The sequence below is a fragment of the Treponema bryantii genome, assembly GCF_900111035.1.
Classification (GTDB): domain Bacteria; phylum Spirochaetota; class Spirochaetia; order Treponematales; family Treponemataceae; genus Treponema_D; species Treponema_D bryantii_C.
Genome location: NZ_FOFU01000002.1, coordinates 18,307 through 38,891 on the forward strand (window position 1 = coordinate 18,307; position 20,585 = coordinate 38,891).

General features: G+C 40.2%; 19 protein-coding genes and 1 tRNA gene. 9 read left to right on the forward strand and 11 right to left on the reverse strand.

Annotated features, from left to right (window positions below; translation table 11 throughout):
• The first annotated feature begins 13 nt into the window (after positions 1-13).
• Together BMY21_RS03375 and BMY21_RS03380 are read left to right on the forward strand one after the other, a co-directional pair.
• Positions 14-1,672, forward strand: a complete 1,659-nt coding sequence (locus BMY21_RS03375) for a hypothetical protein (protein ID WP_177177709.1) — start codon at positions 14-16, stop codon at positions 1,670-1,672.
• A gap of 15 nt (positions 1,673-1,687) precedes the next feature.
• Positions 1,688-2,764, forward strand: coding sequence for an MraY family glycosyltransferase (locus BMY21_RS03380; RefSeq protein WP_074640941.1), 1,077 nt, complete (start codon positions 1,688-1,690; stop codon positions 2,762-2,764).
• Between the two features lie 95 nt (positions 2,765-2,859).
• Here the strand turns inward: BMY21_RS03380 and BMY21_RS03385 are convergent, their stop codons facing one another.
• Genes BMY21_RS03385 through BMY21_RS03395 form a run of 3 tightly spaced genes read right to left on the reverse strand, consistent with a single transcriptional unit; the run spans position 2,860 to position 5,524 of the window.
• Complete coding sequence (locus tag BMY21_RS03385; RefSeq protein ID WP_074640942.1) at positions 2,860-4,083, reverse strand: M20 family metallo-hydrolase; 1,224 nt, start codon at positions 4,081-4,083, stop codon at positions 2,860-2,862.
• On the reverse strand, positions 4,083-5,045 hold the full coding sequence (gene galE, locus BMY21_RS03390; RefSeq protein WP_074640944.1) for a UDP-glucose 4-epimerase GalE: 963 nt from the start codon (positions 5,043-5,045) through the stop codon (positions 4,083-4,085). Before galE ends, BMY21_RS03385 begins: the two co-directional genes overlap by 1 nt.
• A 5-nt stretch (positions 5,046-5,050) precedes the next feature.
• On the reverse strand, positions 5,051-5,524 hold the full coding sequence (locus BMY21_RS03395) for a hypothetical protein (RefSeq protein ID WP_143064157.1): 474 nt from the start codon (positions 5,522-5,524) through the stop codon (positions 5,051-5,053).
• Between the two features lie 41 nt (positions 5,525-5,565).
• On the opposite strand from BMY21_RS03395, the gene BMY21_RS03400 reads away from it, so the two are divergent.
• Positions 5,566-5,964, forward strand: a complete 399-nt coding sequence (locus BMY21_RS03400; protein WP_074640948.1) for a tetratricopeptide repeat protein — start codon at positions 5,566-5,568, stop codon at positions 5,962-5,964.
• Positions 5,965-6,008: 44 nt separating this feature from the next.
• Here the strand turns inward: BMY21_RS03400 and BMY21_RS03405 are convergent, their stop codons facing one another.
• On the reverse strand, positions 6,009-7,295 hold the full coding sequence (locus tag BMY21_RS03405) for a vWA domain-containing protein (RefSeq protein ID WP_083379659.1): 1,287 nt from the start codon (positions 7,293-7,295) through the stop codon (positions 6,009-6,011).
• A 132-nt stretch (positions 7,296-7,427) separates the two neighbouring features.
• Between BMY21_RS03405 and BMY21_RS03410 the strand changes: the two genes are divergently transcribed.
• The 4 genes from BMY21_RS03410 to BMY21_RS03425 all read left to right on the forward strand — a co-directional run bounded on the left by BMY21_RS03410 (position 7,428) and on the right by BMY21_RS03425 (position 11,358).
• The gene (locus BMY21_RS03410; protein ID WP_074640950.1) at positions 7,428-8,507 is read left to right on the forward strand and encodes a hypothetical protein; all 1,080 of its coding nucleotides are present in this window, start codon (positions 7,428-7,430) and stop codon (positions 8,505-8,507) included.
• A complete protein-coding gene (locus BMY21_RS03415) occupies positions 8,485-9,096 on the forward strand; it encodes a helix-turn-helix domain-containing protein (protein WP_074640952.1) in 612 nt (203 codons plus the stop codon). The genes BMY21_RS03410 and BMY21_RS03415 overlap by 23 nt, the downstream gene beginning before the upstream one ends.
• A gap of 138 nt (positions 9,097-9,234) precedes the next feature.
• Positions 9,235-10,596, forward strand: a complete 1,362-nt coding sequence (locus BMY21_RS03420; RefSeq protein ID WP_074640954.1) for a citrate/2-methylcitrate synthase — start codon at positions 9,235-9,237, stop codon at positions 10,594-10,596.
• 15 nt (positions 10,597-10,611) lie between these two features.
• Positions 10,612-11,358: a pseudouridine synthase gene (locus BMY21_RS03425; RefSeq protein WP_074640956.1), complete on the forward strand. Its 747-nt coding sequence runs from the start codon at positions 10,612-10,614 to the stop codon at positions 11,356-11,358.
• On the opposite strand, the gene BMY21_RS03430 is transcribed toward BMY21_RS03425, so the two are convergent.
• Positions 11,325-11,978 (reverse strand): hypothetical protein, encoded by a 654-nt coding sequence (locus BMY21_RS03430; RefSeq protein ID WP_074640958.1) that lies wholly within the window; start codon positions 11,976-11,978, stop codon positions 11,325-11,327. The genes BMY21_RS03425 and BMY21_RS03430 overlap by 34 nt on opposite strands.
• A gap of 155 nt (positions 11,979-12,133) precedes the next feature.
• Between BMY21_RS03430 and BMY21_RS03435 the strand changes: the two genes are divergently transcribed.
• Positions 12,134-13,810, forward strand: a complete 1,677-nt coding sequence (locus tag BMY21_RS03435; protein ID WP_074640960.1) for a formate--tetrahydrofolate ligase — start codon at positions 12,134-12,136, stop codon at positions 13,808-13,810.
• Here the strand turns inward: BMY21_RS03435 and BMY21_RS03440 are convergent.
• The 6 genes from BMY21_RS03440 to prs all read right to left on the reverse strand — a co-directional run bounded on the left by BMY21_RS03440 (position 13,807) and on the right by prs (position 19,274).
• Positions 13,807-15,120, reverse strand: coding sequence for a cyclic nucleotide-binding domain-containing protein (locus BMY21_RS03440; protein WP_074640962.1), 1,314 nt, complete (start codon positions 15,118-15,120; stop codon positions 13,807-13,809). The two genes, BMY21_RS03435 and BMY21_RS03440, sit on opposite strands and share 4 nt — an antisense overlap.
• A 166-nt stretch (positions 15,121-15,286) precedes the next feature.
• Positions 15,287-15,360, reverse strand: a tRNA-Arg gene (locus BMY21_RS03445).
• 61 nt (positions 15,361-15,421) lie between these two features.
• On the reverse strand, positions 15,422-16,264 hold the full coding sequence (locus BMY21_RS03450) for an MBL fold metallo-hydrolase (RefSeq protein WP_074640964.1): 843 nt from the start codon (positions 16,262-16,264) through the stop codon (positions 15,422-15,424).
• Between the two features lie 8 nt (positions 16,265-16,272).
• Positions 16,273-16,923 (reverse strand): HAD family hydrolase, encoded by a 651-nt coding sequence (locus BMY21_RS03455; RefSeq protein WP_074640966.1) that lies wholly within the window; start codon positions 16,921-16,923, stop codon positions 16,273-16,275.
• A complete protein-coding gene (locus BMY21_RS03460) occupies positions 16,910-18,022 on the reverse strand; it encodes an FGGY family carbohydrate kinase (protein WP_074640967.1) in 1,113 nt (370 codons plus the stop codon). Before BMY21_RS03460 ends, BMY21_RS03455 begins: the two co-directional genes overlap by 14 nt.
• A gap of 13 nt (positions 18,023-18,035) precedes the next feature.
• Positions 18,036-19,274 carry a ribose-phosphate diphosphokinase gene (gene prs, locus BMY21_RS03465; protein WP_074640969.1) on the reverse strand — a complete coding sequence of 413 codons (1,239 nt, stop codon included), beginning with the start codon at positions 19,272-19,274 and terminating at the stop codon, positions 18,036-18,038.
• 158 nt (positions 19,275-19,432) lie between these two features.
• Here prs and BMY21_RS03470 point away from each other — a divergent pair, with 158 nt between their 5' ends.
• Positions 19,433-20,572, forward strand: coding sequence for a radical SAM protein (locus BMY21_RS03470; protein ID WP_074640971.1), 1,140 nt, complete (start codon positions 19,433-19,435; stop codon positions 20,570-20,572).
• The last annotated feature ends 13 nt before the right edge of the window (positions 20,573-20,585 follow it).

Sequence of the window (20,585 nt, forward strand, 5' to 3'; positions counted from 1 at the left end):
TAAAATATATCTTATGACAAAGAGAGCTGTAATTCACGTTGAAAACACAGAAAATCTTGTTGAGTTTGCCGAGTTTCTTGTATCTGAAGGCTGGATAATTTTATCAGCAAATAAAACCGAAGAAATTCTCAAAAAACAGAAGCTTCCTGTAACAAGGGAAAATTCGCTTTCGGAGAATAACATGGTTAAGGCCGATACATACAAACTTATCAGACGCCTTATGATGACTAAATATCATGAAGAAGACGAGCCTTACATCTCTCATCCTGATGCAGAAGACAACAATATTTTTATTGTCTGCATGAATATGCTTCCTTCCATCAATACTTCAATTGTTTCCAAACAGTTTGATAATCAGCTTTATCCAAAGAATTTTTTTGTTACAACTACACTGCGTTGTGCATTTGCTAACTATGAAAATCTTTTGATTCTGACAGATCCTAATGATTATAAAGAAGCTATGATTCAGCTTCGTACAGGAAACATTTCAAAGGATTTCAGAACATACCTTGCCGCAAAAGCATTGAATCTCGTTTCTGCTTTTGATGCAGGTCTTTCAGCATCAATTCTTCAAAGTTCAAAATACAATGAATTATTCATGAATTATATGATGCTTCCTTTTAAGCGCGAACTTCAGCTCCACTACGGAATGAATGCTCAGCAGGAGGCATATTTCTATAAATCTCCATCTGAAGAAGGTTCTGTTGGAAACTTTTTGAAATATCAGGCAAAGGATTTAACTTATACTCTTGTAAATGATATTTCTTATGCCTGGCGCCAGATTAACACTCTGTTTGCCCTGCTTAAAGATCAGCTTACAGTAAAAAGTACAAACAGCGATGGTTATGAGTTTACAACACAGTTTACTCCTCTTACCGGAACTGTTTTCTCGCTTGCAGTAAAATTTGGAACAATTCTCGGTGCTTCTCACGCAACTAATGTTCTTGATTCTTTTAAGGCAACCTTTACTTATGATGCTGTTACAACTACAGACACAGTATTTGCCTGCAGTTCGGTTATAAATACAGAAGCCGCAGAGGAAATTGTAAAAGGAAACTTTGCTGCCATTGTAGCACCAAGTTTTACTACAGAAGCAAAGCAGATTCTTTCTCAGAATAAAAAAACTAAGCTTGTACCTTCTGCAAAAGTAACAAACATAAATCTTGAAGCCCGTTTTATAAATGGCGGGCTTCTTGTTCAGACTCAGGATAATACTCTCTTTAATCAGTGGAAGGTTCGAACTAAGAATCGTCCTTCTCAGATTCAAACTGATGAACTGGTATTCGGTATGCTTCTTGCAATGGGTGCCCGTTCTTATTCTGCAGTTCTCCTTAAACAGAATTCTATCTGCGGAATTTCTCAGGGCTGTACATCAGAAAAACGAGCAATTGACGGTGTATTGTACGAAGCAATAAAATTCTCAGAAAGAGCAAGTGGAATTGTCGGAGACCAGTCTGAAATCAGCAAGGAAATTGATACAAGTAATATCGGAGAAATTCTTGTTTGTGATGGAGCAATTCCATTCTGTGAAACGACTAAAAAGCTGATTGATAGCGGAGTAAAAGCTATTCTTCAGACTGGCGGAACTGCTTCCGATGAAGAGTTTATTGATTATTGTAACGAGCACGGTGTTGTTATGGTTTTTACCGGTATGACACATCTTTCATTCTAATACAGAGGTTTTTATATGCTTTATCATCTTGGTATGTTACTACAAAATTACTGGGGTCCTGCACGACTCCTTACATCTTATGCTGTACTTATTACTGTAGCACTTTATCTTGGATTTTTTCTTGCGTACAAACTGATTCCAAAATTCTACAATGTTCTTCCTCATGACCGCGGCCGTGAATTTACACTTAAAGATAATGCAGAAGCGGCTAAGGGAAAGCCAACCGGAGCCGGTGTTGTTTTCATTTCAATTTTCGTTATAATCAGTTTCCTTATCTGTCCAATGAACTGGACTCGTGCTTCAATTGTAGTCATCACATGGATTACAATGCTTACTGGTTACCTTGATGACCGCAGTACAACAAGCTGGGGTGAATATCTTAAAGGTGCACTTGATCTGATTATCAGTGTTGCTACTGCCTTTATTCTTTATTTTTCTTTTAAGCAGATTTCTCCAGATGGAATCGTACGCTTCTGGCTTCCTTTCCTGGCTAATGAAGTTGCTGTTAATCCGATTGTTTATATTGTGATTTGTACAATAATACTCTGGGCTTCAATTAATACAACTAACTGTACAGATGGTGTAGACGGCCTTTCTTCTACCCTGGTTCTGCTTGCGCTTTTGACTTTAGGTATTCTTTTCTACTTTGTACTTGGTCATAAAGATATTGCGGCATACCTTTTGATTCAGCATCTTCCTTCTGGCGCTAACTGGGCTGTTCTTCTGCTTGCTATGACAGGTGTTGTAATGGGTTACCTCTGGCACAATGCATTCCCAAGTAAATGTCTTATGGGTGACGCAGGAAGCCGTGCCCTTGGATATTTTATCGGGGTTGGTGTTATGATTAGCGGAAACCCATTCGTTATTCTCGCAACATCGTCAATCATTATGATTAACGGTGGAATGGGACTTCTGAAGGTTTTCCTTCTCCGTTTCTTTAAGATTAAGATTTTCGAAAATATAAGATTCCCTCTCCACGACCACATGCGCAAAAACCGTGGCTGGTCCCCTACACAGGTATTGCTGAAGTTTATGATTCTTCAGCTTTTGATTACCTGTGCAATTATGGGAATCTTCCTGAAAGTACGCTAGTTAAATAAAAAACGGCCCAAACAGAAAAAGGGTTCCAGAAAAACGGGGGATTATGAGTTTTTCTGGAACCCTTTTTCTATCTGGGCCGTTCTTAGTTAATTAGCAAAAAACTCTATCAACGTTTCGGCGTCCTTAATCAGATTATCAATGATACAGTATTCATTCGGCTGGTGAGCCTGGTCATCCAGTGTACTCCAGACAACTGCATCAATTCCTTCGCGGCGGAGTTCCGCACCTACAGTGCCGCCACCAATTCCAATAAACTTAGCATCGATATTGTGAACCTTTTTGATTGCAGCAGCAAGTTTCTGTGCTACAGGAGCAGTAACCGGAGTTGCAGGACTTTCTGATTGCTGAGGAGCTTCGTATTCAATTTTTACACCATACTGAGCTTCTACTTCACGGCAGCGCTTGTCTACTTCGGCGAGAACCTCAGACAGTGAATAACATGGCAGAATTCGGCAGTCCATGCAGAACGTATCTTCTCCAGGAATGATATTTATACTGTCTACGTTCTTCTCGCGCTTTGTCGGCTGGAATGTTGAATAGTCAGGTTCGAAAAGTGAATCACGTTTATCGAAAACTTTTTCAAGTTCGTTCAATTTTAAAGAGAGAGCGCACGCGGCGAGACATGCATTGGCTCCGCTGTCTGGGCGACTTCCGTGAGTCTGCTTTCCCATAACATGAACGCGCATCCATAAAATATTTTTTTCTGCAATTTCAATTGTACGGCCTTCGCTGTCTCCTCCATCAGGAATCAGAACAAGGTCATTTTTGCGGAAAAGGTCTGTATTTTTAATGAGCCAGATTGCTCCGTATGCACTTCCATTTTCCTCATCAGCTACAAAAAGAAGTTTTACTGTACGAGCAGGAGTAATTCCATTTTTCAGATAGTAAAGAGCGGCAAAAGCGGCAGAACAAAGGCCCTGCTGGTTATCTTCTACACCGCGCCCGTAAAGCTTTCCGTCTTTTTCTACAACAGTCCATGGGTCTGTATTCCAGAGTTTAGGGTCACCGATTGGAACTACGTCCATATGAGCCATTACCCATACACGCTGAGAATCGTCTTTACCCGGAATTGTTACAACAAGGCTTGGTCTTACACCGGCACTAACACGGCTGTCTGGAGCTTCAAAACGCTCAATCGTACATCCGTTTTTATCAAAACCATTATCACGAAGCCAGCCTTCGAGGGCACGGCATTTTTTTTCTTCTCCATCACCATTGCCTTCTGGAGCAATAGCTGGAATAGAAGTAAGAAGAGTTTCAAGCGCAACAATATCGCGCTCGCTGTTTTTTAAGAATTCTTTTGCATTCATTATTTGTATACTTCCCAGGTAGTTTTAACGAGTGTATCTACGTCAGAATATTTTGGCTCCCATCCGAGAAGTTCCTTTGCACGCTTTGAAGTTGCATACAGACATGCAGGATCACCAGGACGGCGCTCTACATCTTCTGAAGGAATTGTCTTACCTGTAATTCTGCGTGAGGCATCGATAATTTCTTTTACAGTTGTTCCCTTTTCTGTTCCAAGGTTTACTGTAAGGCTCTTGTCGTTCTTTGTAATATAGTCGAGTGCCATAACATGAGCACGAGCAAGGTCAGTAACGTGAACATAATCGCGGATACAGGTTCCGTCTCTTGTATCATAATCAGTTCCAAAAACCTTCATACCATCTTTCATACCGGCAGCAACTTCCATTACACGTGGAAGAAGATTCTGAGGATTCTGCTCGAGTCCGCGGATTTCGCCATCAGGATCATAACCTGCAGCATTAAAATAACGGAGGGCTGCGAAACGCATTCCCTTAAGCTTATCATACCAGCCCATAAAGCGTTCAATCTCAAGCTTTGTAAAGCCGTAGTAGTTTTCAGGATTCTTTGGATGATCTTCATCAATAGGCAGATATTCAGGAGAACCGAATACTGCAGCTGATGAACTGAAAATCATTTTTTTACAGCCATACTTTACAGCAGCGTTCATAATATTCAGAGTTCCAGTGATATTGTTTACACTGTACTTTTCTGGAAGAATCATAGACTCACCGGCAGCTTTAAATGCAGCAAGATGAACAAATGCATCAAAGCCCTTTGCAAAAGCTGCTTCAATATCTGCCTGAATCAAAATGTTTCCATAAATAAATTCGTTCTGTGGAAAAAGATTGCAGCGAAGACCACTTGAAAGATTATCAAATACAGCAACTTCGTGGCCAGCCTTCATCATTTCTTTTACAACGTGGCTTCCAATATAACCTGCACCACCAATAACTAATACTTTCATATAACTTACTCCTCTTTATTACCCAAATTATTATCTATCAATAAAACCGCCGCAGCAAAATAAGGATACGAATTGCTGTCAGTAGCTTCCTTTTCACTAAGCAGCCCCCAGCTTGAATCATACAGTTCAAACAATTCAGACTTTACGACAAGCTTCTGTAATAAACTTTTATTTGCCTGATCACTGTTAATTCCCTGAGCAGTTACAATTTCAACTTTATGATTTTCTGGAATGGATATTTTCTTCTGAACTTCTTCTACATCGCCCTTATAAGCCGCCTCAAACCAAACCGGCAGCGGCTGCCCGAATCCCTTATATTTCCAGTCCTCAAAAAGTAACTTTTTAGAATTTTGTTTTTTTTCTTTATGAACGTCTTGAGCCACTGTTGACTTCCCGCCTTCTACAGCAGGAGTTGATGCACAGGAACTAAGACAAATGATAAACAGCAGAGGTAAAATCAGGCAAAATCTAATTTTCATCTCTTCCATATTATAATTTTTTGAGGTAAACTTCTAGCACTATGAAAAAATTAATCATTCTTGCAGTTCTTGCTGCTATTTCGTCACTTTTTATTTCATGTAAAACTCTTAAAGAAATTCCAGAAGATAAAACTTCTGCTCAGATAATTCAGATGGGACAGAATTATGTTGGAATCGGTGATTATAAATCTGCTGAATTCTGCTACGATACTGTTATAGCACGCTTTGGAACTGATGCTTCAATTTATGTGGAAGCTAAATATGAGCTTGGCCGTGTATATCTTGCTCAGAATAAATATGATAAGGCTTACAACACTTTCAATGAAATTCTTCAGATTTATGATGTTTATGCTGCAATGCTTCCAGGTGCCTATAAAAAACTCTGTACTATCAGTATAAATCAGATTCCTGAAGCAAAATTAGCTGAACTTAAAAAATAAAATCCATCATCAAAGTTTCACAGCCGTATTCCGGCTGTGAACATCTAATCACGAGGCAGAAGAATTGAGTGTATCTTAATTTTTCTGCTCGCTGCTAATCCCATTACAAAATCTTTTGAATATTTTCTGGTTCCTCTTGGTGTTGGATGTGGTTCTGCATCTCCAATCAGAATGATTTTCTTTTGTGCCGTTGTGCGCCATGAATAAAACTCGCACGATGCATACATTGCTTCATAAACAGCTTCAGGAATATCTCCACCTTCCTTACCATAAATGCGGATTGAGTTCAGATTTTTTGAAAAGCTAGTAAAATTAGAGGTAAACGGGAACACTTTTACAGGCAGATCCATATACTTAAAGGTGTCGCCATAATCTCTATAAAACAGTAATCCTACTCTTACACCCGGACTTCCGCCAAAAATCTCGGCGAGCATTGGCTGCATATCAGATTTCAGCTTATCAATATCATTTTTCATACTTCCCGTAGCATCAATTGCAAATACGAGGTCCAGATTATCTTTATCTTCAATATCTTCCAAAAGCCCTTTTATATCATCAATAATTGTTTCAGGCCCCTTGGAATAGATAATATCATCTGACATTTCCTTAAATTTTTCACTTGCAACAGGATTATAGTCATCTGTAAGGATTGTTTCCGGCTCTTCAATCGGCTCAGGCTCAGGTTCTGATTCCGGTTCAGGCTCTGGAAGAGGTGCCGGTTTTGACTCCGGTTTTGGCTGCGGTTTAGGACGTTTTTTAATCTTTAAGTCAAACATAAAAGGACTGTCCATAAAATCGCCGGTATAATCAGCATAAGGCTTTTCAAAAGAACGGATATTGATGAAAGTTCCTTTTCCAATGGTTATTTCGCCATGACGGGACCATTCATAACCATAAATAATTGTTTCCGGAATATAAATATGAAAGGCAGGACCAAAAAAACTCGTATTTTCAACTGTTGAATCTACAAGACTGTATTTTGAACCCTCTGATTCGAGTTTTTTACCATCAAGATAGCGGATTTCATCTCCGTTTATTGAGTTATATTCTTTTGCACGATAAGCATAGCTGTCGCTTTTTCCGGCAGGATCCTTTGTTGTCTCTGTCAAAAGGATTGAATTTTCATTTTCTGTTTTTTTGACATATAAATGATAGCCGCCGTTCTTTGTATCTGGTATGAGACGGACATTTTCTGCTTTTATACGTAACTGCTGCTGTTTTGCAGTGTATAATTCAATTTGTGACCCGCTATCAGAAGTGTTTGCATCCTGAGCAAATACAACACAAAAAGTCAGGAGAAAAGCTGCTGAAAAAATCAGTTTTTTTATCATAAGAACTATCCTTTATTTTTAATTATCGGCTAGACAAATAAAAAATATGATTTATAATAGAAGAACTAAAGTTCAGTATATCTTAAACGCTTTAGTATTATTAAAAAGTTCTGACTCTAATAAACTGACAATATGGATACTCAAGAATTTGAACAGGTTGACATAAATTCGTTTCTCGATCATACAGCAGAAGATCAGCAGTCCGCTGCCGATAGTAATGGTGCGTTTACCGACCGTCAAAATGAACTTATAAATCAGCTGCTGGACTACACTAAAGAACACGATAAAGAACATTACGAAACCTTTGTTAACCGAATCATGGATTTAAACTCCATAGATTTTTCAGTTTCAAAATTCCCTTCTTTGCTTGAACGTTCAGAGCTTTCTGGTAGCACAAGAACCCGAACAACTCTTATTGAATCTCTTATTAAACACCAGGACGCCGGAGACCGTACTCTCCGCCTTCCTTCTAAAGCCGTTCTCGGAAAAAGTCTCCTTATAGCTAAGGCACATACACTTTCTAACTTTGCAAAATACGCAGGCCATCTGGGAAAAGATTACGAAAAACTTTCCAAGGCCTTTGATACAGAAACTATACTTTCCATGTTCTCTCTGCTTGCAGAGGATGTTTATTTGAATCTGATTTCTGATACTTCGCAGCCAATGGAATTCCGCCGTGAATGGGCACTTTCTCTTCTGCTGCTTTGGGAACATTGGAATGATGAAACAAGTGAAAACGTTGCTCCAATTTTACAGTCGGTATGGACAGCAAGACGTAAGCTTGCTCCAGCCTTTGGAACAATGATGGGAACCAGTGAACTTCTTTTGATTTCCATGCAGATGGATGATCAGTGGATTAGTTTTATTAAGCATAAAATGGGAGACGACGGGGTTTCTCAGGCAATGGAGGAATTCCTTTTCGGTATTTCTACAGAACAGATTCAAACCCTGCGTACTATATTAAAAACTAAGGGTATTCCTGCTATTGGTCGTGATGAGGTTTCTAAATTCCTTGGAGAGCACGTAAAGGCCGATGCCGGTCTTGACTACAGAGACTTCTATTCCATGTATACAATCCGCCGCGATAATGCCCGTTCCCGTGCACGCCTTAAGCTTGAAGGCCCTAGAAAAACACTGGAAGATTACTTTATTCAATTCGTAACAGAAGAAAACAAGGAGAAACAAAATAATGACACCTTCGCAAAATCCTGATGAGGAACCAAAAGCAAAAAAAATCCCTTATCACTTCGGTGAAAAGCTCCGTCAGGCACGAGAGCACAGAGGCTATACACTTAAAGTTGTAGCACAGCGAGCTGGTGTAAGTGAAAGTCTTGTTTCTCAGATTGAAAGAAATCACGTTTCTCCTGCAATTGATACTCTGCTCGCTCTTGCTGATGTTCTGGACATTAACCTTGAATATCTTTTTGAGGAATACCGCAAGGAACGTCCTGTTCATATTATCCGCGGAGAATCACGCGCTTCTGTAAAAGAAGACGAAGTTATTTATGAAGAACTCGCACGCCCTGGTGCTCCAAGCGGCGAAAACTCTACAGAATCCTACATCATAAAGATTCCTGCCGGCTCACATACACATCACGGTTCTTTCGGCCATATCGGCCGCGAAATCGGTCTCATACTCAAAGGCCGCGCAAAATTCACTTACGCAGGTACAGAATACTTCCTCTCAGAGGGCGACAGCGTTTCGTTCTCTTCAGGATCGCCTCATGTTCTCGAAAATGACGGTGACACAACTATGGAAGCAGTCTGGTTTGTAACCCCTGCCGAACGTTTTGCAAAGTAAACCTACAACATCTTTTTTACAAAACTCATTGCATAATCTCTCAAAAATCCGTATAATTATGTAATTTTAATGTATTACAAATGCATAATTATGCAAATAGACAACTAATTATGCAATCTCTTTGTATAAACGGAGGCAATGATGTCAACAAAAGAAGAAACAGCTATTCTGAAGAAGCTTGAGAAACTCGCGGTCCACAACGACCCTATCGATCAGAAACTTTACCAGCAATACGATGTTAAACGAGGCCTCCGTAACGCGAATGGAACCGGTGTTCTTGTTGGTCTTACACGCATTGGTGATGTAGTTGGTTACGAAATGCAGGATGGTCAGAAAATTGCAGTTCCTGGCCGCCTTGTATACCGCGGTTATAACGTAGAAGATCTTATTAAAGACGCAGAAAAGAATCATCAGTTCGGCTATGAACAGTGCGCTTATCTCCTTCTTTTTGGAGAACTTCCTAATAAGGATAAGCTTGAAACTTTCTCAAAGTATCTTGGTGAATGCCGTGTTCTTCCTTCAAACTTTACAGAAGACATGATTATGAAGGCACCTTCAAACGATATCATGAATAAGATGGCACGTGGTGTTCTTGCAAGTTACTCTTATGATGATGATCCTGAAAACCGCAGTGTAGCAAATGTAATCAAGCAGTGTATTCAGCTGATTGCCCGATTCTCTACACTTGCAGCTTACGGATATCAGGCAAAGCGCCGCTACTACGATAATAAATCTCTGTTCATTCATAATCCTAAGCCGGAGCTTTCTACAGCAGAAAACTTCCTCCGCCTTATCCGCTCAGACAAACAGTACACTCGCCTTGAAGCAGAGATTCTTGACCTTGCCCTTATTCTTCACGCAGAACACGGTGGTGGTAACAACTCTTCTCTTACAGTTCACGTTGTTTCATCTGCCGATACAGATACATATTCTGCAATGGCTGCTGCCGTTGGTTCCCTTAAGGGACGCCGCCATGGTGGTGCAAATATCCGCGTTGTAGAAATGATGGATGATATCAAGGCAAACGTAAAAGACTGGACAAGCGAAAAAGAAGTTTCTGCTTACATCAAAAAGATTGCAACAAAAGAAGCTTTTGACCGTTCAGGTCTTGTTTACGGAATGGGACACGCAGTTTATACAATCAGCGACCCACGTGAAGTTCTTCTTAAAGCAAAGGCTAAACAGCTTGCTAAAGAAAAGGGCTGCATGGAAGAATTTGCTTTGTATGATTTGATTGAAAAGGTTGCTCCTGCAATTATTCAGGAAGTTCACCATTCAGATAAACGCGTTTGTGCCAACGTAGACTTCTACTCTGGTTTTGTTTATACAATGCTCAACATTCCTCGCGAGCTCTTTACACCAATCTTTGCAATTTCTCGTATTGCAGGATGGTCAGCTCACCGCATTGAGGAAATTGTAAGTGGTGGTCGTATTTACCGCCCAGCTTACAAGAACATCTCAAAAGAGCGCGACTTTGTTCCGCTTATGGACAGAAAATAATCTGAAGTTCCGCTCATGGCAAAAGAACGTTTAGACAAGCTGCTGGCACACGAGGGCTTTGGCTCGCGAAAAGATATCAGAAAGATTCTCCGCAAGTATGAAGTCCTTGTGAATGGCAGCCGTACTTATGATCCTGCCACTCAGATAGACCCGGACACTGACACAATCAGCGTAGACGGCGAAGAAGTAAATCTTCACCAGCATGTATATCTGATGATGAATAAGCCTCAGCACGTAGTTTCTTCAAATAAAGACGGTGAACACCAGACAGTTTTTGATCTGCTTGATGATAGTTTCAGAACTCCTTATTTACAGGACAAACTTCACCTTGTTGGCCGTCTGGATATGGACACAGAAGGCCTTCTGCTTTTTACAACCGATGGAGAGCTGACTCACCGTCTCATATCCCCAAAGAACCACATCAATAAAACATATCTGTGCTGCCTGGAACATCCCGAGACTCCCGACCATCAGCAAGAAATCACCGCACAGTTCGCAGAAGGCATCGAAGTTGGACCGGACGACAATGACCCGCCGTTCACCACAGAACCAGCTCAAATCAAATGGATTGATGCCAGCACCGCTCACCTCACAATTTATGAGGGCAAATACCATCAGGTAAAGAGAATGTTTATTGCCGTTGGAAATAAAATAGCCTTCCTCAAGAGAATCTCTATGGGAAGGCTCGAACTTGATCCGGACCTTAAGCCCGGCGAATATAAAGAACTTTACGACGACGACTTGGAAAAGTTGAATAACTGACCTTTTACCAGCCACGCAAAACCAAACAAAAGCAGCAGTACAGCCTCTACAACCATTGTCAGCCACTTTGGATAATTAAGTCCAAACAAACCTGCAATTATGATAATAAAGAAAATAGCCATAATCATAATCATTGCGTAAGAACAGATTCTGTAGATTTTATTGTTTCTCTCATTAGTTCCGCGTGTAAAAAGCCAGCCGATATTATAAGCCAGAAGAGCAAAAAGCAGCATTGCACAGATTGAATGAATTACATCAGAAACTCCAACAGGAATCTGAAAAAAACCAACCGATTCAATTCCATATGGATTAGCACAAGGAAATAAAACTACTCCAAATGCAAAAATTCCCGAAAGAACATTTATAATCGTATCAATTTTCTCATAAGATCTATAGCATAAAAGAAAAATAGCACAGGCACCCAGAATAATCGGCAGCGCCGGCGTAATATAATAAGTTACGCTGATAGAATACCACCAGGACTCCGGTTTATTTTTTACAAACAGCCCGCCAATAATACTGATTACAGGAAGCAGCATACCAAGTCCGCCAAGCACATTACGATGAAGCAGAGAACTCATTGCCTTCACCTTAACTTTTTCCATTAGTTTTTCATCCATTTTTTTCTCCTCTTATTTTATTATAAGGGGAGATTCCTGTATTTTCAAATATTTGAAGTGCAAATTTTCTCCTAAGTTATCAGATTTTCCCCTTACTTGTTAAAACCCTTCTAATCATATAAAATGTGAACTGAAAAATACCCAAAGGACGTTTTATGACAGATATTGAAATCGCTCAGAAAAACAAAATGATTCCGGTTGCAGATGTTGCTGCAAAAATCGGAATTACAGCAGACAAGCTCGAAAATTATGGACCTTATAAGGCTAAAATTACTTTTGATGAACTTCGTGCCTTGCAGGAAAAGGCTGCTTCAAAGCCTGGAAAACTGATTCTTGTTACTGCTGTTACCCCTACTCCGGCTGGTGAAGGAAAGTCCACAGTTTCAATTGGACTTGCAGACGGACTTAATAAAATCGGAAAGAAAACTGTTGTTGCTCTTCGTGAGCCTAGTCTTGGACCTTGTTTTGGTGTAAAAGGTGGTGCCTGTGGCGGCGGATACGCACAGATTGTTCCAATGGAAGACATCAACTTGCACTTTACAGGTGACATTCACGCAATCTCAATTGCAAATAACCTGATTGCAGCTCTTATTGATAACCACTTACAGCAGGGCAATGAACTTGGAATTGATCCACGTACAATTTCATGGAAGCGCTGTGTAGACTTGAATGACCGTGCCCTCCGCAACATCACAATCGGACTCGGCGGACGCCTTCAGGGAGTTCCTCGCGAAGATCACTTCTCAATTGCAGTTGCTTCAGAAATCATGGCAATTGTATGTTTGAGCCGTACAATCAGCGAACTTAAAGAACGCATTGACCGCATCGTAATCGGCCAGAACTATGCCCGCGAAAACATTACTTTTGGTCAGCTTAAGTGCACAGGCGCAATTGCAGCCCTTCTTAAAGATGTAATCAAACCAAACCTTGTACAGACTCTGGAAAAGAATCCTGCCTTTGTACACGGCGGACCATTTGCAAATATCGCTCACGGCTGTAACAGTGTGAATGCAACTTTGTGTGCCCTTGCAACAGGAGACTACGTTGTAACTGAAGCAGGCTTTGCAGCAGACCTTGGAGCAGAAAAGTTCCTCGACATCAAGTGCCGCGCCGCAGGTCTCAAGCCAAGCGCAGTTGTAATTGTTGCGACAATCCGCGCACTTAAGATGCACGGTGGAGTTGCCAAGGCAGATCTCAGTAAGCCAGACACAGCAGCACTTGAAAAAGGTTTTGCTAACCTTAAGACTCATATCGAAAACATTGCAAAATTCGGACTCCCATCTGTAGTTGCAATCAATAAGTTTATTACAGACTCAGACGAAGAAATTGCTCTTATCGAAAAACTTTGCCGCAATGTAGGTTCTCAGGCTATTCTTACAGAAGGCTGGGGAAATGGCGGAGAAGGTGCAAAAGATCTCGCTAAAGCTGTTGCAGAACTTGCAGACAATGGTAAAGCTGATTACCATCCTCTTTACGAACTTGATCTTCCACTTGCTGACAAAATCAGAAAACTTGCTAAAGAGATTTACCGTGCAGATGACGTTGAGTTTGACTCTGCAGCACTTAAAAAGCTTAAGGCTTTTGAAGACGCAGGTTATGGAAAACTTCCAGTATGCGTTGCGAAAACTCAGAACTCTATCAGCCACGATCCAAAACTCATTGGAGCTCCAAGCGGCTACACATTCCCGGTTCGCGACGTTCAGTTGTATGCTGGAGCAGGCTTTGTAGTAGCACTTGCCGGCGACATCATGACAATGCCAGGACTTCCAAAGGCTCCTGCCGCACTGGATATTGATGTGGATGATAATGGAGTAATCAGCGGATTATTCTAAGACTTCTGAGCCTTCAGCTGTGCAATCTCGGCAGACAGCTGAAGTGTTCTTCGGTTCTGTCGGATTACTCGCTGTGCAAGCAGCTTTGAAAGGAAGAGTCCGTAATGCGGATTCTTCCTTATTAAATTTAAGAACATAGTCTTTGGAATACGAATCAGCTTTCCATCCTCAGCTGCCATAATTGTTGCAGAACGGCGGTCATTCAAAAGGAATGCCATTTCACCAATAAACATATCGTTTGGAGTAAGAACAGAAATCAGTTTACGGTTTGCATATACTCCGTAGCGGCCAGAAACAATAAAGTACAAATCATTAGAAGGCTCATTCTGACGGCAGATGATATCGTGCTTTTTATATTCAATTGCCTTAAACGGCATCATGATTCCAGGAACAGTATTCGAAACATTTCTGATATTCTGAATATCAAAAGAAACTTCATTTCCTTTATCATTATAGCGCAAATCAGAAACAAGAGATTTTGAAAGGGCAATACCACGTCCATGTGCTTCTTCAACGCCAGGAGCAGAATCACTCAGTCTTGATCTCCAGTCAAAACCATCACCATCATCTTTTACAACAAAGGTAGATTTTTCTTTTCCGATTTCATACTCGATATGAATCTTACGTTCTGCATACTCAGGCATACGAAGTTTCTGATCTATCAAATCAAGAATGATACCGCCGTTATTCAGCCATTCAGATTTTTCTTCATAAGAGATTCCACAGTTACCATGCTCAAGCGCATTTGTAAGCAGCTCCATGAGAGTAGACTGAAGGGCAAAGCGGCCATCATCATCAATACGGTTTGTGCAATACAGATAATTTACAAGGAAGCCGGTATACAGACGGATATCCATCGGATTATTATCACAGACAAAAAATCCCTTCTCTTCTGTTCCAATACGATCCTGCATACCACGATTAAAGAGGAACTGCTGATTACGGATAAGACTTCGCAAAAGTCCGCTGAAATTCTGTTTGAAAGTATAAAGAGTCTGAACAATCAGAATGTTAGGATCCTTAAGATCTTCAATTTTCTGCGCTTCAGAAGGATTAGTTGAAACAGCAATAATTCCACCATTATGAAGCCAAGGGTCAGAACTGATTGCTTTTAAGATTTTATCACAGTCTATATCAGTTGATGTAAAATCAAGAATTTTGATTTCCGGGAGTTCATAATCAACAAAGCTCATGGCTTCTTCTGTATCCGGACAGAAGATAGGCTCAAAATAATCAGAATAATTCAGACAGGCATTCTTAACAACACCCAACACTTCTTGATTAGAAGAAGCCACCAGCAACTTTTTCATAAGAACTCCCCATCGTTTTTAGAATTTTTTATGATTCTGATGCGATTCAAACGCACTACCTTTTGGTTAGGGTAACAATAGCAAAATGCGTTAAAAAATCTTTGCGCCAGCGAAGATTTTAGCATTTTACCAATTTTTTGCTCTATCCATGTGAGCTTTTAAATTATGATCCTGATGCGATTCGAACGCACTACCTGTTGCTTAGGAGGCAACCGCTCTATCCAAGTGAGCTACAGGACCTTATTAATTTTATTCGAACGCACTACATTTTGGTTAGGTATTACAATAGCAAAATCATCACCTAATCAAAATCATAATAAACCCAGTGCTTAGCTAAACCTGCAAAACCATCAACCAAAGCATCAATTGTATTTACAGCTTCAGAATAGTGGCACAGATAGGTCTTAGCCCGAATCTCAGCCGGTAAAAGATTCAGTTCATCATAAGCGGCATGAACGCCTCGAGAAAAACCTTTTATATCACAGTCATGGAAAATAACTTCGATATTCTTATATTTATCCAGCAAAAATTTCAACTGAGTTGGATTATATTGAGTGTCGGCAGTAAATAATACCTTATCATCAATAATCAGTCCATAGGAAATCTGAGAATTCTTAAGTGAATCTCTTTTTGTACAAACATGACGGGTTCTGAATAGTTTAAGATTCATTCCAAAAGCGTCAATTTCATACATTTCAAAAGGCTTTTTCAGAATCTGTTTTGGCTTAAGCTGATTAAAATAATCTTCAAAAGTCATTTTTCCTTCTTCACTGTACTGAATACCGCCACGAAGAGATTGATTCCACAGAAGCTTTTTAAACTCATCATTTATAATAAGATTTATTTTCTGCTTTGTAATGTATTTACCGGCAAGAGCCATTTCTTCAACACCACCAATATGATCTGCATGGGGATGTGTAAGCAAAAGATTCCTGATATCTGTGATTTTTCCGTTGTAAAGATTTTCAAAAGCATAAGAACATAAAGTTCCACAGTCAATAAGAAGATGCTCCTTACCTTTTACAAGCAGAAGATTGGTTTGAAAAGACGTTTTAGTAAAGGCATTGCCAGTTCCAATAAAAAATAGAGATAATTTACCATCATTGGTCAATTCAATATTTGAAATGAACGGTCGCGTTTTCATTACTAATATTATAACACACTTTTTAAAATTTGGTATACTTCTTCTACACCACTTATCAAAATTCCCCCCATGCCCATTTCAAGGGGTAAAGCGATGTCCATATCATATCGGTCACCTACAGCAAGGCAGTTTTCTGCACGAATTCCGTCTCCAAGACGCTCAACTGCAGTCTGGAACGGCTCAACAGCAGGTTTTGATTTGAAGCAGGTATCAAGACCGACAATTTCCGGGAAGAATTCAGAAACACCAATAGCTTCCAGAGTTTTTCGGGCAGGAAGCACAGGATTATTTGTAACACAGATAAGTTTATATTTTGACTGAAGGATTTTCAGAGTTTCAATAAGCTTTTCGTCGCGGCCAAGAAAATCCGATGGCTCTAGAAGTTCCCGCCGCCACTGCACACTCTGTTCAATAGGCACACCAAAAGCAAGCAGAGTATTTCCAAGGCTAACTTTACTGCCATTATGCTCTGCTGCAAACTTTTTGCGGTAATCAGCAACCATACGGCGTGCTTCATCCGCAGTAATTCCCCTCTCCTTTGCAAACTGACGCACCTGACAGTCCACCTGTTCAAAGGCATATGCAGAATTTGTATATAAAGTTGAATCAATATCAAAAATAAAGGCTTTGAGGTCACTCGGAATTTTATAGATTTTCATAACTTTTCAACCTCACAATTTTTTCCGCAGCACTCTGCAGAGAATCATAAACGCCAAGACCAAACCAGCCGGCACAGGCATCGCCAAGCAGTTCACTGTGTACAAAGTGATTATCAGCCGGGCGCAGAATCTTCATACCAAGTCGTTCAGCCTTATCTTTAAGCAGAAGCTCATCATTAGTCTGACCGCCCGTTACAGACATCTCAGAAGGAAAAGAGATACCGGCAGTCTCAGCCGCGGCTCTCAGACATCCAACGCCCTTCTCTACCGCATTAAGACGTTCCTCTTCAGAAAGCTCACCGCTATCTGGAATAAGATAAGAAACATTCCACAGCCCGCTGATTACAGAAGGCAAAGTACGAAGAGTTTCACCCGAAACAGGACGGTCCGTACAGAAATTAAGACCTTCCGAACTGCCACAGCGGTCACACAAACGCCCAGCCTGCAAAGTTCCCGTACCAATAAGAGCCACAACAAAATCAGGACCACCGGCAAAAACCGGACAATCTTCAGTAAACTCTAAAGCAAGTTTTTCTTCACTTTTAAACACACCGCAATTAAATGCAGTTTTTACAAAGCCAGGCAGGAGATTGTTTTTAATTCCACAGGCTTCAAGCATATCATCATTCCAGTAAGCTTTTTCAAAACGAGCCTCCGGAAGAATCGTAACAGCATTACCCGTAAGAACATATATAAGATATTCAGGACCAGAAAAAAGCTTCTTCGATTTTTTCCAGACCTCAGGAAATTGTTTTCTAACAGAAAGGATTTTTGGAATAAAAAGAGAAGTCCGAGCGCATTCCGGCACAAGCTCCGACACCGCGCCCGTATCCTCATTCCAGCGGAAAGTAAGTCCGCAGTCAGTTACAACAGTTGGGCCATTGCCGGAAACAGAAATACCGGCCACACGCACAGCCCCTGCAGCATCCGTTCCGCCCATACCACAAGCAAGTCCTTCTACCGCGCGCAAAAATGCGTCGTACCAGGAGCAGGCAACAAACCTGTCATGAGGCTCTTCAAATGGAACGGAACAAAAAGAAACGACCTCGCCCACAGCAGTTACAAGCGCCGCCTTAAGCGAGGTCGTTCCGATGTCCACGCAAAGGACAACGTTATTCGTGCTTTACCACCTTCTCAATAATATTTCTATTATCAAGCAGTTCGCTCAACGACTGATTGTAGTGAATGCGGGTGATTACGTTAGCAAACAATCCGCTTACATCAGTGCTGATATACCATTCACGTTTCAGAAGCTCTTCGTGATATACGGCGTTAGTACCGATAATGCGGTAGAACAAGCCCTTCTCATAAGCTTCATCAAAGTTCTTGATTGCATCGCCTGTAAAGAATGGAAGGGAAATTGCACAAATAACCTTTGTAGCACCTTCGTTCTTAAGGAACTCCATAGCCTTAAGCAGAGTTCCACCAGTACCCAGCATATCATCAGCAAGGAATGCAACCTTACCTTTAACATCACCAAGTAACTTAACAGACTTAATGTTTGTAGAATGAGCGTCCTGAGTTACAATAGAGTAATCGCGCTCTTTATAGATCATAGCAAGTGGAAGTTTAAGTCCAGAAGCATAGAATTTATTTCTGTCGATAGCACCAGTATCTGGAGATACAATAACCATATCCTCAGTTTTACCAGTCAAATCAACAATCTTGCTCAACTCACGGATAATCTGATAGCTTGCATGCAGGTTATCAAGATTACAAGATGAGAAAGCGTTTACAATTTCACGGGAATGCAGGTCGAGAGTAATGATTCGGTTTACGCCCTGCATTTCATAAATATGACCAAGCAGGCTGGCAGTAAGACCTTCACGACCCTTACGCTTATGCTGACGCGCATACGGATACGCAGGAACTACAAGTGTGATTTTCTCAGCACCGGCAATTCGCACAGCATCAATAGTTACGAGCAGTGAAACAAGATGATCATTTACAGTCATCCGAACTTTGTTTGCACCGCCATTAAGTGAAAGAACTTCATGATTCTCAACATCCTGGAAAATGAAAACGTCTTTTCCACGGACAGTATCAAGCAGTTCAGTTTTCACCTCACCATTTGCAAAATAAGTAAACCGAGCATTTACCTTGAAAACAGGCGGACGGTACTTATCGGTTGCACCTCTTATGCACAGATCAGACGTCTGCAGATCATTCTCCAGATTGATTCTGTTCACAAGCTCTTCTTTAGTCAGCTCATAACGCTTTGACAATACATCGTTCTTCAAAGTGAAGCGGTGTTTGTACATGTGTTTAAGGTGCGTTATGACTTCATTGGCGAAAGCCTCGCCACCAGGACACGCAACAATCGCAAGACTTGTTGGTTCTGTATAAGGCATAATTAACCTCTTTTATATAGTGGGATACATGTAATATATCAGAATCTTGATTTTTTAGGAAGAGGGAGAATACTACTATACAATTACACATGATAATTTGTTTGACAATTTCCAAATTGTGGATTTATAATTTAAAAAAAAGTGGAGGATTAAAAAGTATGGGATTAGATTTACATAATCCAGGACATGCAAAACTGAGTTTACTGTGTGAAGGTATTAACATCCTTCCTGAAGCAACTCAAGAGCTTGGAACAAAATTTACTGAATGGACAAATTCATATAATAACAGTAGCCAAAAACTAAAGGAAGGAATTAATGTAATTCCTGAAGAATTTATTCTTCCTGAAGATGTAGTTTGTGGTGTAAGATATCGACCTTCCAGTCCATGGAAAATGCATTTTGATAAATCAAAGTATTTTCTCACATATGATGATGAATATATTTGTGAAATAAATTTACCTCCTCGGCCTGCTTTTTATAGTAAGACATTATCAAATGGAGAGCCTATTGTACACTATGTAACAACCTATAGTGTTTATGCAATCGGTATTTTCTTAAATCGTCAATGCCATTTATGGAAAGATAAAATGCCATGCGCATTTTGCAGCATTGCTCCGACATCTAATAATTTTCACAATTCTCATGAGACACCACCGCAAGAAAAGATTATTGAAGCAATAAAAACCATCCAAGAAAGTGATCCAAGATTTAATTATCTAGAAATATCAAGCGGTTCCTTATCAGATTATGATAAAGGTTTTTCAGAGGCATTAGAACTTGTAAAAAAGATAAAGCCATCTTTAAAAAAAGATATGAAAATACACACCCTTGTCCAGCCCCCACATAATTTTGATTTATTAAAAATGCTTGAGCTTGTTGATGAACCAACCTTTGCAATGGAGATATGGAACCCAGAATTATTTAAAGAAATAGTTCCTGGAAAAGAACATTTTTATGGTAGAGAAAAATTTCTTGAACTTTTCAAAGAAGGAACAAGACTATTTGGAAAAGGTAAACTATCATGCCAGTTCATTGCAGGTTTAGAACCATTGGAGTCACTTATTGAAGGTATTCATAAAGTTGCAGAAATTGGAGCTGTTCCACAACAAGCTGTATTTCATCCAGATTTAGGAACAAAACTTGCAAATAAAGAACCTCCATCTTTGGAATTTGAAATTGAGGTTATAAAAACTTTGCGTGATGTTTATAAAAAATATAACTATAAGCCATATAGACATACTTGCCGTCGGTCTTCACCTGATGGAGAAGCTTATAAAGGATATTTCGATAATTTATAATTTTTTTGTAATT

Bases quoted from the DNA above. Each gene is read 5' to 3' on its own strand.
- BMY21_RS03415 (WP_074640952.1), top strand. From the start codon at position 8,485: ATGACACCTTCGCAAAATCCTGATGAGGAACCAAAAGCAAAAAAAATC.
- BMY21_RS03420 (WP_074640954.1), top strand. From the start codon at position 9,235: ATGATGTCAACAAAAGAAGAAACAGCTATTCTGAAGAAGCTTGAGAAA.
- BMY21_RS03435 (WP_074640960.1), top strand. From the start codon at position 12,134: ATGACAGATATTGAAATCGCTCAGAAAAACAAAATGATTCCGGTTGCA.
- galE (WP_074640944.1), bottom strand. From the start codon at position 5,045: ATGAAAGTATTAGTTATTGGTGGTGCAGGTTATATTGGAAGCCACGTT.
- BMY21_RS03375 (WP_177177709.1), top strand. From the start codon at position 14: ATGACAAAGAGAGCTGTAATTCACGTTGAAAACACAGAAAATCTTGTT.
- BMY21_RS03440 (WP_074640962.1), bottom strand. From the start codon at position 15,120: ATGAAAAAGTTGCTGGTGGCTTCTTCTAATCAAGAAGTGTTGGGTGTT.
- BMY21_RS03410 (WP_074640950.1), top strand. From the start codon at position 7,428: ATGGATACTCAAGAATTTGAACAGGTTGACATAAATTCGTTTCTCGAT.
- BMY21_RS03430 (WP_074640958.1), bottom strand. From the start codon at position 11,978: ATGGATGAAAAACTAATGGAAAAAGTTAAGGTGAAGGCAATGAGTTCT.
- BMY21_RS03380 (WP_074640941.1), top strand. From the start codon at position 1,688: ATGCTTTATCATCTTGGTATGTTACTACAAAATTACTGGGGTCCTGCA.
- BMY21_RS03405 (WP_083379659.1), bottom strand. From the start codon at position 7,295: ATGATAAAAAAACTGATTTTTTCAGCAGCTTTTCTCCTGACTTTTTGT.
- BMY21_RS03385 (WP_074640942.1), bottom strand. From the start codon at position 4,083: ATGAATGCAAAAGAATTCTTAAAAAACAGCGAGCGCGATATTGTTGCG.
- BMY21_RS03470 (WP_074640971.1), top strand. From the start codon at position 19,433: ATGGGATTAGATTTACATAATCCAGGACATGCAAAACTGAGTTTACTG.
- BMY21_RS03400 (WP_074640948.1), top strand. From the start codon at position 5,566: ATGAAAAAATTAATCATTCTTGCAGTTCTTGCTGCTATTTCGTCACTT.
- BMY21_RS03395 (WP_143064157.1), bottom strand. From the start codon at position 5,524: ATGAAAATTAGATTTTGCCTGATTTTACCTCTGCTGTTTATCATTTGT.
- BMY21_RS03455 (WP_074640966.1), bottom strand. From the start codon at position 16,923: ATGAAAATCTATAAAATTCCGAGTGACCTCAAAGCCTTTATTTTTGAT.
- prs (WP_074640969.1), bottom strand. From the start codon at position 19,274: ATGCCTTATACAGAACCAACAAGTCTTGCGATTGTTGCGTGTCCTGGT.
- BMY21_RS03425 (WP_074640956.1), top strand. From the start codon at position 10,612: ATGGCAAAAGAACGTTTAGACAAGCTGCTGGCACACGAGGGCTTTGGC.
- BMY21_RS03450 (WP_074640964.1), bottom strand. From the start codon at position 16,264: ATGAAAACGCGACCGTTCATTTCAAATATTGAATTGACCAATGATGGT.